We start from the raw sequence: 20,192 nt of genomic DNA on the forward strand, positions 1-20,192 counted from the left end.
GAGTCGATCAGACGTGGAAGCGCTGCACCAGGCGCGCGAGCTCGTCACCCAGTTCGGCCAGCTCGCGGCTGGCTGAGGCCGTGGCCGCCATCGCCTGGCTGGACTGATCGGCGCCGTCGCGAATCCGGGTGACATTGACCGCCACCTCTTCGGCCACCCCGCGCTGCTGTACCGCCGCCGCGGCGATCTGCTGATTCCTCTGCTGGATGCTGGCCACCGCCGTGGCGATACCGGCAAAGGCGCGCCGGGTATCGCCGGCACTGTCCAGGGTGTCGACGAGCAGGGTCTCGCTCTGCTGCATCCGTGCGACCGCTTCGCCGCTGCCCTTCTGCAACACCACGATGAGCCGTTCGATCTCGACGCTCGACTGCTGGGTACGGCGCGCCAGGGCCCGGACTTCGTCAGCGACCACGGCGAACCCTCGCCCCTGCTCACCGGCACGCGCCGCCTCGATGGCCGCGTTGAGCGCCAGCAGGTTGGTCTGCTCGGCCACCGCCTTGATCACGTCCAGCACACTGCTGATCGCCTGGCTGTCGTGGGACACGCCTTCGAGGCGCTCCGCCGCGGACCGGACATCCACCCCCAGGGTCTCGATACCGGCCAGACTGCGGCCGATCACCGCCTGGCCATCGCTGACCTGGCGCTCGGCCTGATCGCCGGCACCAGCGGCGGCCTCGGCGTCCGCGGCGACCCCCTGGGCCGTGGCGGCCAGTTCGGCCATGGCCGCGGCTACCTGATCGGTTTCCTCGCGCTGCCGGGTCACGCCCCGCTGCGCCTCGCGGGCCTGTTCGGCCAGGGCGGCGGCGGACTGGCCGAGCCGGCCGATACCGCTCTGCAGCTGCAGGACCATGCCGCGCAGCGCCGCCACCATGCTGGCGCTGGAACGCTGCAACTGGCCGATCTCGTCGCCCCGATCCACTGTCAACTCGACATCCAGCTGGCCCTGGGCGATGCGCTCGGCGGCGGCGATCACCTTGCGCAGCGGCCGGACGATGGCCAGGGTGATGATCAGCGCAGCCAGGGCGCCGACGATCAGCGCCAGCAGGGCCACGCCGCCGATGGTCAGCAGGCGCTTGGTCATCATCGCCTGCAGTTCGGTCTCCTGTTGCCCATAGAGGGCATCGACCCGCTGCACCGCGGTCTCCGCAAGGCTGGTCATCCGCGCACCGGCGGTCTGCTCCTGGGCCAGGGCGGCGGCATAGTCGCCGAGGCGGCGGATGAATTCCTTGATGTTGGTGGAGACGTCCTGGATGACCGAGGAATAGGCCGGATCGCTCAGTTGCGGCTCGACCTTGGCCAGCAATTCCAGGGCGGCACTGGCCGAGGGCAGCGGCTGGTCGTCCACCGTGCTCTTGCCGGCTCGCGCCTGGGCTTCGTCGAGACTCTTGAGCATCAGGCGATAGAGTTCGCCGACCTGCTGCGACAGGGTCAGGAGTTCGGCGCCCTGCTTGCCGCCGGAATCCTTGAGGGCATAGGCGCCGTCATCCAGCAGACCGGACTGGAGGATGTCCAGGCTGTTGGCCGCGCCCTCTACCAGAAAGGCGGCCCCCTCCATGGCCAGACGGCGCGAGGTGTGGAGTCGTTCGAAGTCGGCGAAGGCAGCGCCATAGGCCTGGATGGCCTCACGGGCGGCGCCGAGGTCGACAGCGTTGGCACTGCCCACCTCGGCCTCCAGCTGTCCCAACCGCTCGAGCACTGCCGGCAGGGCCTGCCGTAGATGCTCGGCCTGGGCGGCCTCGCCACTCAGGCGAAAGCCCTGCTCCAGGGCGCGGACCTGCATCACCTGCCGGTTGATCGCCGCCATGTCGCGCAGGGAGCCGAATCTATGCTCGACATCCTTGAGTGCGAGCCCGCCCTGCAGGGCCACCACCAGGGTCAGCAGCAGCACCAGCCCGAAGCCCACCGCCAGCTTGGTCGCGGTTCGCCAATTGGCCAGGCGATAGCGCGCAATCCCTTTCATACCGCACCCCGACAAAATGAGTTCTACCGACGCTGTCGTCTGCAGAAGCCGATTCTTGAGAGGGTGCGGAGCAAACCGCCACTATCCGTCGCGCGCGGTTATGTCGGCGTCGCTTTGGACGGCGGCCGTTGGCCAGGGGGCCAAGCGATCAGCGACCGGCGCGGGACTCGCGAATGTAGAAGCGCGCCTTTTCGGCGTTCTTCACGCAACCGGTGTAGGCCTCGACCTGCTGCTGCGTCTTGGCGGTGGACAGCAAGGCCAGCGCCTTGGAGTAGCTCACCGTGCCGGAAAAGCCTTCGGCCTTGGCCAGGTCGAGTTCCTGCCAGGCGGAACGGGTCTGGGCGGCGCAGCTGTCGCGATTGACCACCTTGCCCGAACAGCCGGCGAGCACCACGGCAGCCAGCGTAGCGGCCAGGACGGGAACCAGTTTCGCTTTCATCTCTCTTTCTCCTTGCACCTGCAACCGGCCGGAACGGCCGGATAACCGCAGCGTAGACCGCCAACCCCAAGCGCTGTTCAGCGCCGGTTGCGCAGAAACTCGACCACTGCGGCCTGGTCACCGCTGAAGATCACCCGGGACGCCTTGCTCTCGCGCTGATAGGCGTACATGGGATCGTAGTATTCCGCCAGCAGGCCCTCGATCCAGCCGCGATGCGCCGCGACGTCACCCGAGCGCTCCTGCTCGGCGAGGGCGTCCTCGAGAATGGCCGACAGGCGCTGGAAGCGTTCGCCCCCCAGGCGCTTGGCGATGCCGGAGAGACTCTTGCGCAGCTGCTCGGCGAACAGGCCGAAGCCCTGTTCGGGGCCGTACAGGGCCACGAATTCCGCCGCCAGGTCGATGACGTAGTCGCGCAGGATGCGCTCGATACGGTTTTCCCGGCTGTCTTCCAGCCAGACCAGCGGGTACTGCTGCATGCCCTGGTGCAATTCCAGCGGCAGGGAGCAGCGACCGACCAGGCGCGATTCGTCTTCCAGCACGAATTGCGCCTGCCCCCCATGACGGCGGCGCAGCAGGTCGATGGCCAGGCTGTTCTCGAAATCGATCTGGCCCGGCTGGGGCGTGGCCCGCTTGCCGAAGCTGGAGCCGCGGTGATTGGCATGGCCTTCGAGGTCGACGGCGTTGTCGAGCTGGGCCACCACCTCGGTCTTGCCGGTGCCGGTCATGCCACCGACCACCACGAAGCCGCACTCGGCCAGGGCCTGCTGCAGCGTATCGATGAGAAAGGTACGCATGGCCTTGTAGCCACCCACCACCCGTGGATAGGCGATGCCGGCTTCGCTGCGCAGCCATTCCTGGCTGATCTGGGAGCGCAAGCCACCGCGGAAGCAATAGAGGTAGCCCTCCGGATGGGCCCGGGCGAAGTCGGCCCAGGCCTGGATGCGCGCCTCCTTCACCGCCCCGGACACCAGCTGGTGACCCAGTTGCAGCGCCGCCTGCTGACCCTGCTGCTTGTAGCGGGTGCCGACGCGCTGGCGCTCCAGGTCATTCATCAGCGGCAGGTTGGTGGCCTGGGGAAAGGCGCCCTTGGCAAATTCCACGGGGGCGCGGACATCGACCAGGGGGACATCGCTCAGGAACAGCGCCCGCAGGTCGCGGGCATCCTCACGCTGGCTCATCAGGCCACCTCGACCGCATGGGCGCGCCGGCTCACCAGCTGCCCTATGGGTTGCAGGGCCAGGCCCAGCTCCGCCGCCACGGCGAGAAATTCCGCCTCGCCCTCGGGTGCCACGGCCACCAGCAGGCCGCCACTGGTCTGGGGGTCGCACAGCAGCTGGCGGCGGCCTTCGTCCAGCGGGGCGATACGGCTGCCGTAGCTGTCGAAGTTGCGCTCGGTCCCGCCAGGCACGCAGCCCTGCTGCAGATAGAAATCCACGCCTTCCAGGCGGGGAATGGCGGCGAAGTCGAGTTCGGCGGTGAGGCCACTGCCGTCGGCCATCTCCACCAGGTGGCCGAGCAACCCGAAGCCGGTGACGTCGGTCATCGCCGTGACGCCGGCCAGGCGGCCGAAACGGCTGCCGGGACGATTGAGCTGGCACATGGTGTCACGCGCCAGATGGCGATCCTCGGGGCGCAGCAAGGCCCGCTTCTCGGCGGTGGTGAGGATGCCGATGCCCAGCGGCTTGGTCAGATAAAGGCGGCTGCCCAGGGTCGCGGTGTCGTTGCGCTTGAGATGGCGCTTTTCCACGATCCCGGTGACGGCCAGGCCGAAGATCGGCTCGGGGGCGTCGATGGAATGACCGCCGGCCAGGGGAATGCCGGCTTCGTCGCACACGCGGCGACCGCCAGCGATGACCTCGCGCGCCACTTCCGGCGGCAGCACGTTGACCGGCCAGCCGAGGATGGCGATGGCCAGCAGGGGATCGCCGCCCATGGCGTAGATGTCGCTGATGGCATTGGTGGCGGCGATGCGCCCGAAATCGAAGGGATCATCGACGATGGGCATGAAGAAATCGGTGGTGGAGACCACGCCGCGTTCTTCGTCCAGGCCATAGACCGCCGCATCGTCGCGCGAGGCGTTGCCCACCCACAGCCGCGGATCCAGGTGCTGGGCGCCGCTGCCGGCCAGGATGGTCTCCAGGGTCTTGGGGGCGATCTTGCAACCACAACCGGCGCCGTGGCTGTATTGGGTGAGGCGAATGGGATCGGTCATCGTTACTCCGGTTCAGCGGTGGCGCTGGTTCGACAGCCAGCGCGAAGGGGCGTAATAGTAGCAAATGCCCGTCAGCCGGCGGGCACCGACCGCGCCTAACAGATCGCCAGCCAAAGCAAAAGGGCTGTTTTCTGGCGGTAATCCACAGTTGCTGTGGATAACCTCGTGGAAAACCTCCAACCGACCCCGGACAAGCGAGCGGCGGTGCGGCGATGGACGAACTGGCGATTTTTTAGCCGGTCCGCCAACTATTTTTTCCCGTTGAAGGGTAGCGAACGGAAGCGCCGTGCGTTATGGCCAGGGTGCGCTAGCATTGCCAGTTCCCCCGGTCATAGCCGTACTCATGTCTTCTCCAGCCTCCTCCCCCCTTACCCCCTGGCAACGCGGCCTGCTGCTCGCCAGCCTCATGCTCATCGCCCTCAACCTGCGCCCGGCGCTCTCCAGCCTGGCGCCCCTGTTGCGGCAGATCGAGGCCAGCACGGGTCTTTCCAGCAGCGCCATCGGTCTGCTCACCACCCTGCCGGTGCTCTGCCTGGGGCTGTTCGCGCCCCTGGCTCCGCGCCTGGCCCGCCGCTGGGGCAGCGAACGCACGCTCGGCGCCATCCTGGCATTGCTGGCCGCTGGCATCGTCCTGCGCAGCCTGCTGCCACCCCTTGGGCTGTTTGTCGGCAGCCTGATCGCCGGCGCCTGCATCGGTATCCTCGGCGTCCTGTTGCCGGCCCTGGTCAAGCGCGATTTCCCCGCCCAGGCCGGCCAGCTGATGGGGCTCTACACCATGATGCTGTGCATAGGCGCCGCCGTGGCCGCCGGGGCCACCGCGCCGCTCGCCGAGGCCTTCGACGGCCGCTGGCAACCGGCCCTCGCCACCTGGGCCCTGGTCGCCGTGGTGGCCCTGCTGGTCTGGCTGCCGCAATTGCGCCAGCCACCCACCATCGCACCGCGCCGCGGGGCTGGCGGTTCGCTGTGGCGCAATCGGCTGGCCTGGCAGATCACCCTGTACATGGGCCTGCAGTCGTCGCTGGCCTATATCGTCTTCGGCTGGCTGCCCACCCTGCTGATGGATCGCGGCCTGGGCATGGTGCAGGCCGGCCTGATGCTGTCGGGCTCGGTGATGACCCAGCTGGTCAGCGCTCTCACCGCCCCCTGGCTGGCGACGCGGGGCCAGGACCAGCGCCTGGCCATCGTGGTGGTGATGAGTCTGACCCTCGCCGGCCTGCTGGGCTGCCTTTACGCCCCGGTCGGCAGTCTCTGGCTGTGGGCGGTGATACTCGGCCTGGGCCAGGGCGGGACCTTCAGCCTGGCGCTCGCCCTGCTGGTGCTGCGCTCGCGGGATGCGGAAACCGCCGGACGGCTGTCGGGCATGGCCCAGGGCGCGGGCTACAGCCTGGCCTCGCTCGGTCCGCTGCTGGTGGGCATCATCCACGACGCTACCCACGGCTGGGCCCCCATGGGCGTGCTCTTCACCCTGATCGCCGTGCTGGCCACGTTGTTCGGCCTAGGTGCGGGGCGGACCCGCTACGTCAACGACGTCTAGCGGCGATAGAGTCCGGCGGCTCGACTGGCCTCGGTCTGCAGCCGCGGCGCGCGGATACCCGCTTCGCGCAGGGCACGCTGCCAGGCGTCTGCCTGGTCGCCGCCCAGGGTCACCGCCACATCGCCATTGAGCGCCAGGCCCGCCGCCAGCCGGGCGATCCAGGGTTGCTCCGGGGCCTGCTCAAGGGCGGGCAGGAGCAGCTGACCGTCGCGCTGCAACTCCTTGAGCAGGGTGGCGGCGCTCGGCAACAGTTCAGGGAGGGGCTGGCCTGCCTGCAGCCGCTCGGCATGCAGGTAGCCGCGACGATTGCCGCGGGTGATGCCATAGAGCGTCAGCACCGTCTGCGGCTCCGCCAGTTGCAGCACCAGCAGCCCCTGCTGATCGTCCGGTCCATAGAGCATGGCCTCGCCCAGCAGGCTGTTGGCGATGACGTTGCTGGCGCCGCAATCACGCCCTTCGCACCAGTAGAGCAGCGTCGCGCCCTGCTGCTGCAGGCGCTGCCGCTCGCTGTCCAGCCGCGCCAGCGGCGGATGGCCGCTGGCCAGCTCGAAGGTCTGGGTCTGGAGCTGGCCCTCCACCTGCAGCGAATCCTCCAGGCGCAGGCGACCGCCGATGCGACTGACCGGTCCCAGCGGATAGAGGCGTTCGGCGCTGGCCGGTGCGCTTTCGCGCACCAATTGGGCATGGTCCATGGGTGCGATCTCCGGCAGCACCTCCGCCTGCGTCGTCCCAACGGACAGCAGCAGGCCGATCAGCAGGAGGCGTCGCAGGGAGCGGGAGCGCGGGCAGAACAGACGGCTAGGCATGCCGCATTATTCGTCGTGCCCGGTGCCGGCGGCAAAGAAGGCATTGAAACAATCTGCGACGGCCTGGGCGCCTGCTGCATCGTCCAGATGCAGATGGTGCCCGCCCGGCAATTCGTGAAGGCTGAAGTTCGGCTGTTCTCGCGCCAGGCGCATGGCCTCGGCATGGGGCGCCACCAGGCCACCCGCGGCCACCACCAGGGCTGTGGGGCAGCGCACCGCGCGCAGACAGGCTTCGGCCTGCTCCGGGGTGAACCTCATTCGACTGGGCAGCCTCAGGTGGGGATCAGAACGCCAGGTGTAGCCACCGGGTACCGCCATCAAGCCACGCTCGGCGAGCAGCTCGGCGGCTTCCCGACTGACCGTCAGCGACCCCTTCAGCCGCGCCGCCACGGCGTCTTCCACCGTGGCGTAGACCGGCTTGCGCCGGTTGGGCAGCTCCAGCTCCGCCAGTAGCGCCTTGCCGAGTTTCTCGGCGATCTCCTCTGCCGGCGTTGTATAGGGCAGCAGGCCATCGATCAGCGCCAGGCGCTCGATCTGCTCCGGCAGGGCCGCGGCCGCGATGACGCCGACGATGGCGCCCATCGAATGGCCAAGCAGACCGAAGCGATCCCAGCCCAGTTGCCGCGCGGCCGCGAGCACATCCAGCCCATAGTCCTGAATCGCATACCCAACGCCTGCGGGACGATGGGCCGACAGACCATGACCCGGCAGGTCCAGAGCGACGATGCGCAGGCCGTGCAGCCGTGGCGCGAGCTGGGCGAAGGTCATGGCATTGTCCAGCCAGCCATGCAGCGCCAGCACCGGATAGCCATCTTCCGGACCGAAGGTCCGGGCGCTCAACTCGATATGGGGCAATTCCAGCCGCAATTCCTGCACCTGGGCGGTCATGATTTCCACTCCGCGGGTGCCAGTGCGCGCTTCATGCCGGGGAGGCATCCCGCTGCAAGGGCACCACGGCTACCGTGAGCCGTGAGACACAGGTCAGGCGCCCCTCTTCATCGCTCAGGCGGATGTCCCAGACATGGCTGCTGCGCCCCAGGTGCAGGGGACGCGCCACCGCCGTCACCCGCCCGGAGCGCACGCCCCGCAGGTGGTTGGCATTGATTTCCTGACCCACGCAATAGAAGCGCGAGCGATCCACGCAGAGCATGCTGGCGATCGAGCCCACGGTTTCCGCCAGGGCCACCGAAGCGCCGCCATGCAGCAACCCCATGGGCTGGTGGGTGCGGCGGTCGACCACCATGCTGGCGGTCAGGCTGCTGTCGTCCCAGGCCTCAATCCGCATGTCCAGGTGTTCGGCCAGGGTGTTCTCGAGCGCACGCCCGAGGTCCTCAGGATCCGGAAGGGTCTGCCAGATGCTCATGTACTTTCCTTGCAAGGACGTCAGCCATGGAAGCGACTGACCAGATCGAAACCGCCGGCCAGGGGCAGCGGCGCCTCCAGGCACAGCAGGGACGCGGTACCCATGGCCACCGGCGCCTGCCGATGACCGTGCAGCAACCAGCCGGCCAGTTCACCGACGAAGGGATTGTGAGTCACCAGCAGCAGCTCCTCCACCTCCAGTCGCGCCAGTTCCGCCAGGGCGCGTTCCGGCTCGCCGTCGGGCGTGGCCCAGGAAACGCTGCGCAACTCGCCTGGCCAGCCCAGCTGCTGTTGCACCAGGGCCGCCGTCTGCTGCGCGCGCACATAGGGACTGGCGAGGATGAGCTGCAGCTGCGCATCCTTGAGCTGCAGGGCGCTGCGCAACACCTCGGCGCGACCGGTCGCGGTCAGCTCGCGCAGCTCGTCACTGGGCGCCCGCGCCTCGGCTTCGCCATGCCGCAGCAGCCAGAGCTTCATGGCGCGGTGGCGGAACGGTCGTCGGGTTGCTCGGTGGCCGGCCAGTCGGCGAAGGGCCAGGGCTTCACTTCGCTGGCGAAGGTGCCGAAGCGGACGATCTGCGCCAGATAGCTGCCCAGGGCCGCGCCAAAGGCGGTCAGACCGGGATTGGCTTCGCCCTTGATCAGGCGCACCACCAGTTGCACCAGCACCACTACCGCCAGCACGTACTGCGCACCCAGCCAGACGAACAGGAACAGCAGCATCCAGATCAGGCGCAGGCCTAGCAGCTCGCGGGAATGTTCGGGTTGGGACATGGGAATTCCTCTTTTCAGACAGTGTAGCGGCTCAATTGAAGGGGGCGTCCGCCACATCCACATCGGTCTTGGGCTCGCCGCCCATCAGGGCCTCGATCACCTGCCCCAGGCTGCGGCCCTCGAACAGGATCGCATAGAGGCCGTTGACCAGGGGCATGTAGACGCCCAGCTCGTCCGCTTTTTCCTTGAGCACGCGCAGGGTATTGACGCCTTCCGCGGTCTCGCCGATCTGCGCCACCGCCTCGTCCAGGGTCAATCCTCGCCCCAGGGCATGGCCGACCCGGTAGTTGCGGCTCTTCTCCGACGAGCAGGTCACGATCAGGTCCCCTACCCCGGCCAGGCCCAGGTAGGTGATGGGATTGGCGCCGCGCTGCACGGCGAAGCGGGTCATCTCGGCCAGGGCCCGGGTGATCAGCATGCTGCGGGTGTTCTCGCCCATCGCCAGGGCCGCGGCCATGCCGGCGATGATGGCGTAGACGTTCTTCAGGGCGCCGGCCAGCTCCACGCCGAGACGGTCGGCACTGGCATAGACGCGGAAGGTGCGGCCGTGCAGCGCCGCCTGGACCCGCCGGCACACGGCTTCGTCCTCGCTCGCCACCACCGTGGCGGTGAGTTGGTGCTCGGCGATCTCGCGAGCGAGGTTGGGCCCGGAGATGATGCCGATGCGCGCCCGCGGCACGATTTCCGCGAGGATCTCGCTCATCAGCATGAAGGAATGCGCTTCGATGCCCTTGGTGGTGCTGACGAGGAAACGCCCTTCCAGCTGCTGGGCGATGGGTGCCAGGGCCTGGCGCAGCGCGCTCGACGGCAGGGCCACCAGGATCAGCTCGCAGCCCTGGATGGCGCCCTGCAGGTCACTGGTAGCCTCGACCGCGGCGTGCACCTTGATACCCTTCAGATAGCGCGGATTCTCGCGCTCGCGGCGGATGGTCTCGGCCTGGTGCGGATCGCGCATCCACAGGCGCACCGGCAGCCCGTTCTCGGCGACCAGATTGGCCAGGGCGGTACCGAAGCTGCCGCCGCCCAGGACGGCGATGGGGGATTGGACTGTCATCGAAACTCTCGGCTTCACCGCGATCGCGCGGCCTCGTCGCTCAGTATACGGTAGCCGCGCGCCGGCCTCAGGGCCCGTTCATGGTCTGCCGCGTATCGGCCGAACGGTATTGAAAACGCCCGAGGAATACTTATCTAGGGTGGGCAAACACCCCTTTCCCGGTACTGCCCGCCGCGTCGCCCCAGGGCGCGCGCGACCCCGAGCGGGCGCCCAGGATGGAGAATTGACTGCGAAAAGTGCACAATGGTCCGTTAACGAGCGGGGCGCTGGCCTGTGACTTTCCCGATGCCCCGGCAGTCTACTGCTACACGAAGCCATACCCAGAGCGACCTTCGGAGTCGCCAGAGCCTGGACCTAGGCCAGCTACAGGAGCTTGCATGACCAAACAACACGCCTTTACCTACGAAGACTTGCTGCGCTGCAGCCGTGGCGAGCTCTTCGGTCCGGGCAATGCCCAATTGCCCGCACCGAACATGCTGATGATCGATCGGATCACGCATATCAGTGAGGTAGGCGGGAAATACGGCAAGGGCGAACTGGTGGCGGAACTCGATATCCGTCCCGACCTCTGGTTCTTCGGTTGCCATTTCGAAGGTGACCCGGTGATGCCGGGCTGCCTGGGCCTGGATGCCATGTGGCAGCTGGTCGGTTTCTACCTTGGCTGGCAGGGCAATCCGGGTCGCGGTCGCGCCCTGGGCTCTGGTGAAGTGAAGTTCTTCGGCCAGGTACTGCCGACTGCCAAGAAGGTCACCTACAATATCCATATCAAACGCACCATCAACAGGTCGCTGATTCTGGCCATCGCCGATGGCACCGTTAGCGTGGACGGCCGCGAGATCTACTCCGCCGAAGGTCTGCGCGTCGGCCTGTTCACTTCCACCGATAGCTTCTAAGGGCTTTTCGCATGCGTCGCGTCGTCATTACCGGTCTGGGTATCGTTTCGTGCCTGGGCAATGATAAAGACACCGTTTCCGCCAACCTGCGCGCGGGTCGTGCCGGCATCCGTCACAATCCGGAATATGCCGAGATGGGTCTGCGCAGCCAGGTTTCCGGTTCCATCGACCTGAACCTCGAAGAATTGATCGACCGCAAGGTCAAGCGCTTCGTCGGCGATGCCGCCGCCTACGCCTATCTGGCGATGGAGCAGGCGATCAAGGACTCCGGTCTGTCCGAAGAGCAGGTCTCCAACCCCCGTACCGGCCTGATCGCCGGTTCCGGTGGCGCTTCCACCTTCAACCAGATGGAAGCCCTGGACATCCTGCGCGAGAAGGGCGTCAAGCGCGTCGGTCCCTACCGCGTGACCCGGACCATGAGCAGCACGGTCTCCGCCTGCCTGGCCACCCCCTTCAAGATCAAGGGCCTGAACTACTCCGTAGCCTCGGCCTGCGCCACCAGCGCCCACTGCATCGGCCTGGCCATGGAGCAGATCCAGCTCGGCAAGCAGGACGTGGTCTTCGCCGGTGGCGGTGAGGAAGAGCACTGGACCCAGAGCATGCTGTTCGATGCCATGGGCGCGCTCTCCAGCGACTACAACGAGACGCCGGAAAAGGCTTCCCGTGCCTACGACAGCAAGCGTGACGGCTTCGTCATCGCTGGCGGCGGCGGCATGGTGGTGGTCGAGGAGCTCGAACACGCCCTGGCCCGCGGCGCCAAGATCTACGCCGAGATCGTCGGCTACGGCGCGACCTCCGATGGCTACGACATGGTCGCCCCGAGCGGCGAAGGCGCCATCCGCTGCATGCAGCAGGCGCTGTCCACCGTCGACGGTGAGATCGACTACCTGAACACCCACGGCACCTCCACCCCGGTGGGCGACGTGGCCGAGATCAAGGGCGTGCGCGCCGTGTTCGGCGACAAGGCTCCGGCCATCAGCTCCACCAAGAGCCTGTCGGGTCACTCCCTGGGCGCTGCCGGTGTGCACGAGGCCATCTACTGCATGCTGATGATGGAAGGCAACTTCATCGCCGGTTCGGCCAACATCGACGAACTGGATCCGGAAGTCGCCGACCTGCCGATCCTGCGCGAGACCAAGGAAAACGCCAAGCTGGATCTCATCATGAGCAACAGCTTCGGTTTCGGCGGCACCAACGCCACCCTGGTACTCAAGCGCTGGCAGGGCTGATAGCCCTCGCTTGTGTGACCCAAACGGCGCCTCTGGCGCCGTTTTTCATTTCTGCTCCCTGCCCTGCTGAACCGGTCACGGGCCCCGCGGTCGAAGGCGCCGGCACTTCGCCTGCGAACCTCCAGGAAGAATGGATTCAGCAGCACGAATAGCTTAATCTCGCGCCGCTTCGCTGTACCTGCGCAGCCGCCATAGACAGCGCTGTCCGAACTAGCGGGCAGAAACAAGAAACTGTTGTACCCATGGAGCCCCAATGCACAATCAAAACCAGAGCTACCGCGGACCCTTGATCGTCCTCACCATGCTGTTCTTCATGTGGGGTCTGATCACCTCGCTGAACGACATCCTGATCCCCCACCTCAAGGCGGTCTTCACCCTCAGCTATCTGCAGGCCTCGCTGATCCAGTTCTGCTTCTTCACCGCCTACTTCATCGTCTCCTTCCCGGCCGGTCGCCTGGTGGAAAGCCTGGGCTACAAGAAGGGCATCATCGTCGGCCTGCTCACCGCCGGCGTCGGTTGCGTACTGTTCTACCCGGCCGCCGGAGCCCACTCCTACGGCTTCTTCCTGACTGCCCTGTTCGTGCTGGCGGCCGGTATCACCGTGCTGCAGGTGGCGGCGAACCCCTACGTCACCATCCTCGGCAAGCCGGAAACCGCGGCCTCGCGCCTCAACCTGACCCAGGCCTTCAACTCCCTGGGTACCACCGTCGGCCCGCTGGTGGGCGCAGTGACCATCCTGGCGCTGGTCGGTGAAGACTCCGCCGCCCATTCGGTACAGCTGCCCTACCTGATCCTGGCCGGCATGCTGGTCGCCCTGGCGGTGATCATCGGCCTCTTCCGCCTGCCGCAGATCAAGGACACCGAGCAGGACAACGCCACCGACGAGAACGCCCTGACCGCCAACAGCGTCTGGGCCTATCGCCACCTGCTGCTCGGCGTGGTCGGCATCTTCATGTACGTGGGTGCGGAAGTGTCCATCGGCAGCTACCTGGTAAGCCTGATGGAAAGCCCGGACGTGGCCGGCCTGAACGCCGCCACCGCCGCCAAGTACCTGTCCCTGTACTGGGGTGGCGCCATGGTCGGTCGCTTCATCGGCGGCGTGATCATGACCAAGGTGCGGCCGAACCTGGTGCTGACCTTCAACGCCATCGCCATTGGCGTGCTGCTGGCCGTGGCCGTGCTGCAGGGTGGCAAGGTCGCCATGTGGGCGCTGCTGGCCATCGGCTTCTTCAACTCCATCATGTTCCCGACCATCTTCTCCCTGGCACTCAAGGGCCTGGGCAAGTTCACCTCCAAGGGTTCGGGCCTGCTGTGCATGGGTATCGTCGGTGGCGCACTGGTGCCGGCCATCCAGGGCTACTTCGCCGACACCATCGGCCTGCTGCCCTCCTTCCTGATCCCGCTGGTCTGCTACCTCTACATCCTGTTCTACGGCGTAATGGGCTATCGCCCCACCCTGCGTCGCTGATCCACCCCGAAGCGCTGGCGGCCTGCCAGCGCTTCGTCCCTTCTGCTACCCCTCCGCTCTCCTCCCTCCTTATCTCCCGCCTGATCGACTGACCTGCACACCTGCCAGATAGCGGGCTGTACGACCCTGCACGCGCGATCTGACCCATCCTGCGCCATCACCGCACCTCCCGCCATGCAGCATCGGCAGGGGCCGTCTGAAGGGCCCCGTCTTGCCCTTCGCTCTCGGCGTAGCCAAGCCGGCTTGGAGGGCTCTCCCATACCTGCCAATCGAAGGGCCTGGCCTTACGGCCTGACGCGGCGCGGCCACCCTGCTCCGGCCAGATCCCAGGCAAAAGAAAACGCCCGTATCTTTCGATACGGGCGTCTTGTCGTTACCGCAGGGACCGCTCCAGGAGCGGCCCTCGCGTCAGGCTCAGGCAGGCTGGCGAGCTTCCTCGACTTCGACGGCGTTCGGGCCGCGAGCGAGTTCGGTCTTCAGGGTCTGCTCGTCCAGCTGGCCGCACCACTTGGCGACCACGATGGAGGCCACGCCGTTGCCGACCAGGTTGGTCAGGGCGCGGGCTTCGGACATGAAGCGGTCGATACCCAGGATCAGCGCCAGGCCGGCGACCGGTACGTGACCGACGGCGGACAGGGTGGCGGCCAGTACGATGAAGCCGCTACCGGTGACGCCTGCAGCGCCCTTGGAGGATATCAGCAGCACCAGCAGCAGGGTGATCTGGTGGGTGATGTCCATCTGGGTGTTGGTGGCCTGGGCGATGAACACCGCAGCCATGGTCAGGTAGATGGAGGTGCCGTCGAGGTTGAAGGAGTAGCCGGTGGGGATCACCAGGCCGACCACCGACTTCTCGGCGCCCAGCTTCTGCATCTTGGTCAGCATGCGCGGCAGGGCGGACTCGGAGGACGAGGTACCCAGCACGATCAGCAGTTCTTCACGGATGTACTTGATGAACTTGAGGATGCTGAAGCCGTGCATGCGCGCCACGGCACCCAGCACCACCAGCACGAACAGCAGGCAGGTGATGTAGAAGCAGGCCATCAGGTAGCCCAGCTGCACCAGGGTGCCGACGCCGTATTTGCCGATGGTGAACGCCATGGCACCGAAGGCGCCGATGGGGGCGAGCTTCATGATGACGTTGATGATGTTGAAGAAGACGTGGGAGATGCGGTCGATGAAGTTGAACACCAGTTGACCGGTCTCGCCCAGGCGATGCAGGGCATAGCCGAACAGCACGGCGAAGAACAGGACCTGCAGGATCTCACCGGTGGCGAAGGCGTTGACGACCGTCGACGGGATGATGTTCATCAGGAAGTCGATGGTGCTCTGCTTCTCGCCAGCCGCGGCGTAGGCAGCGATGCCCTTGGTGTCCAGGGTGCTGACGTCGACGTTCATGCCGGCGCCCGGCTGGACGACGTTGACCACGATCAGGCCGATCAGCAGCGCGATGGTGGAGAAGATCTCGAAGTACAGCAGCGCCATGCCGCCGGTCTTGCCCACGGCCTTCATGTTCTGCATGCCGGCGATACCGGTCACCACGGTGCAGAAGATGATGGGCGCGATGACCATCTTGATCAGCTTGATGAAACCGTCACCCAGCGGCTTCATGGCAGCGCCGGTCTGGGGATAGAAGTGGCCGAGCAGCACACCCAGGACGATCGCCACGATCACCTGGAAATAGAGACTCTTGTAGAGCGGCTGCTTGACGGGACGCTTGGGCGCGGGAGCTGTGGTAGTTGTTGTTGTGTCGACGGTTGCTGTCATGGCTCTTTCCCTTGTGGCCACTACCTGACGTCCTGTCTGAGTGGGCACCTGACTGAAGTTGGCTCTCTCATCCTGAGAGCTTTTTGTTGTGGACCTGGCGGCCGCGCGACGGTGACACCAGTATCTGGCTGGATATAAGCAATCGCCGTTCCACTTCTTGGTGCGCAATCAAAGGGCCAGCTTTCATGCACCTTTCAGTCGAAAGTCTAGTTGTCAGCGGTGGGCGGAACCCCGCCACCCGACGAAAAGGGGCGGAAATCCCCCACCGCGCGAGGCGGTTTTCCGCCAGTCGCCGTCGGTAGTCGGCTATCCTTTGCGCGCCTTTCCAGCGGCGCCTGCCCTGATCCGTTGCCGCCTTCGAGGAGTATCCGGCCGAGATGCCCGCCCTGCCCCCTACCGACCTGCCCGGCTGCTGCACAGCGCCCGCGCCGCTGCCGCCGCTGGCGGAGGAATTCGACGCCCTGGCCCTGCTGCATTGCCGCTTCGATCCCGCCCAGCTGAGCTTCGAGCGCGACGCCCTGCGCCTGGGCGCCCTGCCGCCGGACAACATCCGTCGCGCCGTGGCCAAGCGCCAGGCCGAATACCTGGCCGGGCGTCTCTGCGCCCGCGAGGCCCTGCGGCAGCTCAGTGGCTCTCCGGCGGTACCCGGTCATCGCCGCGAAGACCGTGGCCCCGCCTGGCCCGCCGGCTGGGTCGGCGCCATCACCCACAGTCACGGCTGGGCAGCCGCGGCGGTAGGCAGCGCCCGGGACTACCTGGGTCTCGGCCTGGATGTGGAAACCCTGCTCGAACCGGCCAAGGCCATGCGTCTGGCCGACCAGATCCTCACCCCGGCCGAACGGGAAAGCGTGCAGGCGCTGGATGAAGAGCAGCAGGCCTTTGCCATCACCTTGGCGTTTTCCGCCAAGGAGAGTCTGTTCAAGGCGCTGCATCCCCAGGTCGGGCAGATGTTCTTCTTCCAGGATGCCGAGATCCTTGTCATCGATCCCGGCGGGACCTTCGATATTCGGCTGCTGATCGAGTTGTCGCCGCGCTGGTCCGCCGGGACCTCACTGCGCGGTCACTACCGCCTGGACGAAGAACGGCGGTTGCTCACGCTGATCGCGCCCCGTCGCTGAGGCTCTCCTATATAGAGAAAGGGTCGTCCGGTCGATCGGGTGCACAAACGCTGGCCGGGGCAGAACGTCGCAGCGGCTATCGAACGTTTTCTTATGGTGGAGAAAATGCTCATAGCGAACCGGTATATCCCGTGACGCTTTTGTCTCACCCGCCCAGTCACGTTGTACGTTATTTGACCACTTCGCTCTGATCCTAGCCTTCACGCGCACTGGCTGGGCACCGCCCCCAGGATACCCCCCAGTCCCGAACAGCTTATCCACGTCTTATCCACAGCCGGAAACGTGACAAACGCGACATCTAGTGGCCCTTGCACCCCCGCACCACCATATATAGCAGTTCGTCGGCATGGCCTGGGACGGCGAAACACCCCTCTGTCAAGACTGTCTTCCCTAACGAGGAGGGCTTATCCTGTCGCCCGAATTATGAATTTCCAGGGTCCCTGACCCCGAACGCCGGCTCCTGCGGGAATCGGCGCTGGTACGGCTTTTCGTTGGAATCTTCATTGGTAATGGCGCGACAGGCAGTCGTCGCGCAGGCCCACGGGCCGACACTCTTCCGGATCGCCGGCGCGCCGACGATCCCCTCTTTCCGATCAAGGGAGTTCCGCATGCACACCGACCTGACCCGCGAGCAAGCCCAGCAGGGCCGCCCGGCGCAAGATGCCAGCCAGGACCTGGGCGCCACCGCCCCCGGGCAACTGCGCGTCATCAAGCGCAACGGTACCGTCGTCCCCTACACCGACGACAAGATCACCGTGGCCATCAGCAAGGCTTTCCTCGCCGTGGAAGGCGGTACCGCCGCGGCCTCCTCGCGCATCCACACCACCGTCAAGCAGCTCACCGACCAGGTCAGCAGCACCTTCAAGCGCCGCATGCCCTCCGGTGGCACCATCCACATCGAAGAGATCCAGGACCAGGTCGAACTGGCCCTGATGCGCGCTGGCGAGCAGAAGGTCGCCCGCAGCTACGTGATCTACCGTGAAGCCCGCAGCCAGGAGCGCAAGCAGGGCGCCGCCAGCGACATCGCCGAGCCGCACCCGAGCATCCGCGTGACCAAGGCCGACGGCACCACCCAGCCGCTGGACATGGGCCGCCTGAACACCATCATCAGCGAAGCCTGCGAAGGCCTCGAAGAGGTGAACGGCGAGCTGATCCAGAAGGAAACCCTGAAGAACCTGTACGACGGCGTGGCCGAGAAGGACGTCAACACCGCCCTGGTGATGACCGCCCGTACCCTGGTTGAGCGCGAGCCCAACTACTCCTACGTCACCGCCCGCCTGCTGCTGGACAGCCTGCGCGCCGAAGGCCTGAGCTTCCTCGGCGTCGCCGAGTCCGCCACCCACCACGAGATGGCCGACCTCTACGCCAAGGCCCTGCCCGCCTACGTCGCCAAGGGCGTGGAGCTGGAGCTGCTGGACCCGAAACTGGCTACCTTCGACCTGGCCAAGCTGGGCGCCGCCATCGATCACGAGCGCGACCAGCAATTCACCTACCTCGGCCTGCAGACCCTGTACGACCGTTACTTCCTGCACAGCCACGGCACCCGCTTCGAGCTGCCGCAGCTGTTCTTCATGCGCGTGGCCATGGGTCTTGCACACATGGAGAAGGACAAGGAAGCCCGCGCCATCGAGTTCTACAACCTGCTGGCCAGCTTCGACTACATGGCGTCCACCCCGACGCTGTTCAACGCCGGCACCCTGCGTCCGCAGCTGTCCAGCTGCTACCTGACCACCGTGCCCGACGACCTGTCCGGCATCTATGGCGCCATCCACGATAACGCCATGCTGTCGAAGTTCGCCGGCGGCCTGGGCAACGACTGGACCCCGGTGCGCGCCCTGGGCTCCTACATCAAGGGCACCAACGGCAAGAGCCAGGGCGTCGTGCCCTTCCTCAAGGTGGTCAACGACACCGCCGTGGCGGTCAACCAGGGCGGCAAGCGCAAGGGCGCGGTCTGCGCCTACCTGGAAACCTGGCACCTGGACATCGAGGAATTCCTCGAGCTGCGCAAGAACACCGGTGATGACCGTCGTCGTACCCACGACATGAACACCGCCAACTGGATCCCCGACCTGTTCATGAAGCGCGTCTTCGAGGACGGTAACTGGACCCTGTTCTCCCCCGCCGACGTGCCCGATCTGCACGACCTCTACGGCAAGGCCTTCGAAGAGCGCTACGAGTACTACGAAGCCCTGACCGAGTACGGCAAGCTCAAGCTGCACAAGACCATCAAGGCCAAGGACCTCTGGCGCAAGATGCTGTCCATGCTGTTCGAGACCGGCCACCCGTGGCTGACCTTCAAGGATCCGTGCAACCTGCGCAGCCCGCAGCAGCACGTGGGCGTGGTGCACAGCTCCAACCTCTGCACCGAGATCACCCTGAACACCAACAAGGACGAGATCGCCGTGTGCAACCTGGGTTCGGTGAACCTGGTGAACCACATCGTCGACGGCAAGCTGGACACCGCCAAGGTCGCCCGCACCGTTAAGACCGCCGTGCGCATGCTCGACAACGTCATCGACATCAACTACTACTCGGTGCCCCAGGCGGAGAACTCCAACCTCAAGCACCGTCCGGTCGGCATGGGCATCATGGGCTTCCAGGATGCGCTGTACCTGCAGCACATCGCCTACGGTTCGGATGCCGCCGTGCAGTTCGCCGACACCTCCATGGAAGTGATCAGCTACTACGCCATCCAGGCCTCCTGTGACCTGGCCGAAGAGCGTGGCAGCTACTCCAGCTTCCAGGGTTCGCTGTGGTCCCAGGGCATCCTGCCGATCGATTCCGAGAAGCGCCTGATCGAAGAGCGCGGCGCCAAGTACATCGAGGTCGACCTGTCCGAGACCCTGGACTGGGCCCCGCTGCGCGAGCGTGCCAAGAAAGGCATCCGCAACTCCAACATCATGGCCATCGCGCCGACCGCGACCATCGCCAACATCACCGGCGTGTCCCAGTCGATCGAGCCGACCTACCAGAACCTCTATGTGAAGTCGAACCTCTCGGGCGAATTCACCGTCATCAACCCCTACCTGGTACGCGACCTCAAGGCCCGCGGCCTGTGGGACTCGGTGATGGTCAACGACCTCAAGTACTACGACGGCTCCGTGCAGCAGATCGAGCGCATCCCGCAGGATCTGAAGGACCTGTACGCCACCGCCTTCGAAGTGGAGACCAAGTGGATCGTCGAGGCCGCCAGCCGTCGCCAGAAGTGGATCGACCAGGCCCAGTCGCTGAACCTGTACATCGCCGGCGCCTCGGGCAAGAAGCTCGACGTGACCTACCGCATGGCCTGGTTCCGCGGGCTGAAGACCACCTACTACCTCCGTGCCCTAGCCGCCACCAGCACCGAGAAGTCGACCATCAACACCGGCAAGCTGAACGCCGTGAGCGCCGATCCCATCACCGGCGTCCAGGCCAGCGCGGCCCCCGCCCCGGCGCAGAAGGTCGAAGCGGCGCCCGCCGCGGCACCAGCTCCGGTGCCCAAGGCTTGCAGCCTCGACGATCCCGAGTGCGAAGCCTGCCAGTAAGTACCCAAGCCCTCTCTTAGCAGAGGGCTGCTCTTTATCCCCTCTCCCCCTGGGAG

General features: G+C 66.1%; 17 protein-coding genes. 6 read left to right on the forward strand and 11 right to left on the reverse strand.

Annotated features, from left to right (window positions below; translation table 11 throughout):
- Positions 1 to 7: 7 nt before the first annotated feature.
- The 4 genes from OXS31_RS14670 to selD form a co-directional block, all read right to left on the reverse strand.
- A complete protein-coding gene (locus OXS31_RS14670) occupies positions 8 to 1,960 on the reverse strand; it encodes a methyl-accepting chemotaxis protein (protein ID WP_027601628.1) in 1,953 nt (650 codons plus the stop codon).
- Between the two features lie 148 nt (positions 1,961 to 2,108).
- Positions 2,109 to 2,399 (reverse strand): hypothetical protein, encoded by a 291-nt coding sequence (locus tag OXS31_RS14675; protein WP_007160474.1) that lies wholly within the window; start codon positions 2,397 to 2,399, stop codon positions 2,109 to 2,111.
- 77 nt (positions 2,400 to 2,476) lie between these two features.
- Positions 2,477 to 3,577, reverse strand: coding sequence for a tRNA 2-selenouridine(34) synthase MnmH (gene mnmH, locus OXS31_RS14680; protein WP_267399888.1), 1,101 nt, complete (start codon positions 3,575 to 3,577; stop codon positions 2,477 to 2,479).
- Positions 3,577 to 4,611 carry a selenide, water dikinase SelD gene (selD, locus tag OXS31_RS14685; protein ID WP_027601626.1) on the reverse strand — a complete coding sequence of 345 codons (1,035 nt, stop codon included), beginning with the start codon at positions 4,609 to 4,611 and terminating at the stop codon, positions 3,577 to 3,579. The genes mnmH and selD overlap by 1 nt, the downstream gene beginning before the upstream one ends.
- Before the next feature lie 343 nt (positions 4,612 to 4,954).
- Here selD and OXS31_RS14690 point away from each other — a divergent pair, with 343 nt between their 5' ends.
- Positions 4,955 to 6,145 carry a CynX/NimT family MFS transporter gene (locus OXS31_RS14690; RefSeq protein WP_241495371.1) on the forward strand — a complete coding sequence of 397 codons (1,191 nt, stop codon included), beginning with the start codon at positions 4,955 to 4,957 and terminating at the stop codon, positions 6,143 to 6,145.
- On the opposite strand, the gene OXS31_RS14695 is transcribed toward OXS31_RS14690, so the two are convergent.
- From OXS31_RS14695 to OXS31_RS14720, 6 genes are read right to left on the reverse strand one after another with little or no spacing between them, the layout of a single operon-like run.
- On the reverse strand, positions 6,142 to 6,951 hold the full coding sequence (locus OXS31_RS14695) for a DUF4892 domain-containing protein (protein WP_144957735.1): 810 nt from the start codon (positions 6,949 to 6,951) through the stop codon (positions 6,142 to 6,144). The two genes, OXS31_RS14690 and OXS31_RS14695, sit on opposite strands and share 4 nt — an antisense overlap.
- Positions 6,952 to 6,957: 6 nt before the next feature.
- Positions 6,958 to 7,839, reverse strand: a complete 882-nt coding sequence (locus OXS31_RS14700; RefSeq protein WP_267399900.1) for an alpha/beta hydrolase — start codon at positions 7,837 to 7,839, stop codon at positions 6,958 to 6,960.
- Positions 7,840 to 7,870: 31 nt separating this feature from the next.
- A complete protein-coding gene (locus OXS31_RS14705) occupies positions 7,871 to 8,314 on the reverse strand; it encodes a hotdog fold thioesterase (RefSeq protein WP_017641977.1) in 444 nt (147 codons plus the stop codon).
- 20 nt (positions 8,315 to 8,334) lie between these two features.
- Positions 8,335 to 8,790 carry a phosphohistidine phosphatase SixA gene (gene sixA, locus OXS31_RS14710; RefSeq protein WP_145153598.1) on the reverse strand — a complete coding sequence of 152 codons (456 nt, stop codon included), beginning with the start codon at positions 8,788 to 8,790 and terminating at the stop codon, positions 8,335 to 8,337.
- On the reverse strand, positions 8,787 to 9,092 hold the full coding sequence (locus OXS31_RS14715) for a DUF4389 domain-containing protein (RefSeq protein WP_169742402.1): 306 nt from the start codon (positions 9,090 to 9,092) through the stop codon (positions 8,787 to 8,789). The genes sixA and OXS31_RS14715 overlap by 4 nt, the downstream gene beginning before the upstream one ends.
- Positions 9,093 to 9,117: 25 nt before the next feature.
- Positions 9,118 to 10,140, reverse strand: coding sequence for an NAD(P)H-dependent glycerol-3-phosphate dehydrogenase (locus tag OXS31_RS14720; RefSeq protein WP_077172378.1), 1,023 nt, complete (start codon positions 10,138 to 10,140; stop codon positions 9,118 to 9,120).
- A gap of 377 nt (positions 10,141 to 10,517) precedes the next feature.
- Here OXS31_RS14720 and fabA point away from each other — a divergent pair, with 377 nt between their 5' ends.
- The 3 genes from fabA to OXS31_RS14735 all read left to right on the forward strand — a co-directional run bounded on the left by fabA (position 10,518) and on the right by OXS31_RS14735 (position 13,730).
- Positions 10,518 to 11,033 (forward strand): 3-hydroxyacyl-[acyl-carrier-protein] dehydratase FabA, encoded by a 516-nt coding sequence (gene fabA / locus OXS31_RS14725; protein WP_007160484.1) that lies wholly within the window; start codon positions 10,518 to 10,520, stop codon positions 11,031 to 11,033.
- A gap of 11 nt (positions 11,034 to 11,044) precedes the next feature.
- Positions 11,045 to 12,262 (forward strand): beta-ketoacyl-ACP synthase I, encoded by a 1,218-nt coding sequence (fabB, locus tag OXS31_RS14730; protein WP_027598063.1) that lies wholly within the window; start codon positions 11,045 to 11,047, stop codon positions 12,260 to 12,262.
- Between the two features lie 253 nt (positions 12,263 to 12,515).
- Positions 12,516 to 13,730 carry a sugar MFS transporter gene (locus OXS31_RS14735; protein ID WP_027601621.1) on the forward strand — a complete coding sequence of 405 codons (1,215 nt, stop codon included), beginning with the start codon at positions 12,516 to 12,518 and terminating at the stop codon, positions 13,728 to 13,730.
- A 414-nt stretch (positions 13,731 to 14,144) separates the two neighbouring features.
- Here OXS31_RS14735 and OXS31_RS14740 read toward each other — a convergent pair whose 3' ends face one another.
- On the reverse strand, positions 14,145 to 15,494 hold the full coding sequence (locus OXS31_RS14740) for a dicarboxylate/amino acid:cation symporter (RefSeq protein WP_027598064.1): 1,350 nt from the start codon (positions 15,492 to 15,494) through the stop codon (positions 14,145 to 14,147).
- Between the two features lie 377 nt (positions 15,495 to 15,871).
- On the opposite strand from OXS31_RS14740, the gene OXS31_RS14745 reads away from it, so the two are divergent.
- Positions 15,872 to 16,612: a 4'-phosphopantetheinyl transferase superfamily protein gene (locus OXS31_RS14745; RefSeq protein ID WP_267399914.1), complete on the forward strand. Its 741-nt coding sequence runs from the start codon at positions 15,872 to 15,874 to the stop codon at positions 16,610 to 16,612.
- A 608-nt stretch (positions 16,613 to 17,220) separates the two neighbouring features.
- Entirely contained in the window at positions 17,221 to 20,136 is a 2,916-nt protein-coding gene (locus OXS31_RS14750) for a ribonucleoside-diphosphate reductase subunit alpha (protein ID WP_044340963.1), read from the forward strand.
- Positions 20,137 to 20,192 lie beyond the last annotated feature (56 nt).

This window comes from Pseudomonas sp. GM_Psu_1 (assembly GCF_026544185.1).
GTDB classification, from domain to species: Bacteria; Pseudomonadota; Gammaproteobacteria; order Pseudomonadales; family Pseudomonadaceae; genus Chryseomonas; species Chryseomonas oryzihabitans.